Here is a 1168-nt window from a genome sequence, read left to right as displayed (position 1 = left end):
GGGGCCCGCGCCACCCTGCGCGGCGTTCCCGCCACCCGCGGCGCCGTCGCGCTCGCGCCCGAGGAGGACTTCGTGGAGGACGGACTGGTGACCGTGCCCGAGACCGTTGTGGAGCGCCCCCGCGGCTTCGGCGACGGCAAGAGCCTCGGCGAGCACTTCCGCGCCGGCCGCGCCGTCGTGCTGGACCTCTCGACCATGGCCTCCGGGGATGCGCGCCGCATGGTGGACTTCGCCGCCGGACTCGTCTTCGGCCTCGACGGCCGCATGGAGAAGGTCGCCGACCGCGAGCGGACCTTCCTCCTGCAGCCCGCCGGCATGGACCTCACCGAGGCCGAGGTCCGCGACGCCGTCAACGGCGCCTTCCGGCGCTGACGCAGCCGACCCCGTTGACCACGGCCGACAGGACGCCGGTGACGGCGCGACGTCGCGGGCCAGTAGGGTTACACCGTGCGTGAAATCCTGCTGGTCCTCTACATCATCACCCAGATCTTCTGGTACATGCTCCTCGCCAGGATCGTGGTCGAGATGATCGCCTCGTTCTCCCGCGGGTGGAGCCCCCGTGGCGTCCTCGCCGTGGTATTGGAGTGGCTGTTCACCGTCACGGACCCGCCGGTCAAGGCGCTGCGGAAGGTCATCAAGCCCGTGCGCCTGGGACAGATCTCGCTGGACCTGTCGGTGCTGGTGCTCTTCGTCATCATCATCGTCATCCAGGTGATCCTGCGTGGCCTCATGATGAGCGTGGCGTGAGGCCCCGTTGCGGCCGCTGGTGACGCGCGGGCCGATTGTGACTAGATTGGCCACCGTTAAGGTAGTAATGAAGTCGCGGGTCCGGTGCGACAACGCCGGGCCGGCACCCGAGACGACCACGAGGGGTATCCCATGCCGTTGACTCCAGCCGATGTGCACAACGTCGCGTTCTCCAAGCCGCCGATCGGCAAGCGGGGCTACAACGAGGACGAGGTCGACCAGTTCCTCGACCTGGTCGAGACGGAGCTCGCGGAACTCGTTTCGGACAACGAGGACCTCCGCCAGCGGGTGGAGGAGCTCACCAAGGATCTCGAGAAGGCGCGCAAGGCCGCCGACGAGTCCGGCAAGTCCTCCGGCGCCGCCACCGGCGGCTCGGGTACGGCACAGCAGCCGGCCGCCCCGGCGCCCGCGCCGACCCCCG

Annotated in this window: 3 protein-coding genes; all 3 read left to right on the top strand. The window is 69.5% G+C overall.

Features of this window, described 5'->3' with window-relative positions; genetic code table 11:
* Positions 1-372, top strand: a 372-nt coding sequence (locus tag G6023_RS08620) for a cell division protein SepF (protein WP_156776291.1), incomplete at its 5' end; no start/stop codon positions are given.
* A 75-nt stretch (positions 373-447) separates the two neighbouring features.
* Positions 448-747, top strand: a complete 300-nt coding sequence (locus G6023_RS08615) for a YggT family protein (RefSeq protein WP_082923774.1) — start codon at positions 448-450, stop codon at positions 745-747.
* Positions 748-879: 132 nt separating this feature from the next.
* Positions 880-1168 (top strand): DivIVA domain-containing protein (locus G6023_RS08610; protein WP_182634999.1); only part of this gene is annotated, 289 nt, incomplete at its 3' end.

The organism is Dietzia sp. DQ11-71 (assembly GCF_014144995.1).
GTDB classification, from domain to species: Bacteria; Actinomycetota; Actinomycetes; order Mycobacteriales; family Mycobacteriaceae; genus Dietzia; species Dietzia kunjamensis.
Note: the sequence above shows the minus strand (reverse complement) of the source record. Positions and strands in the feature narration are given on the sequence as shown.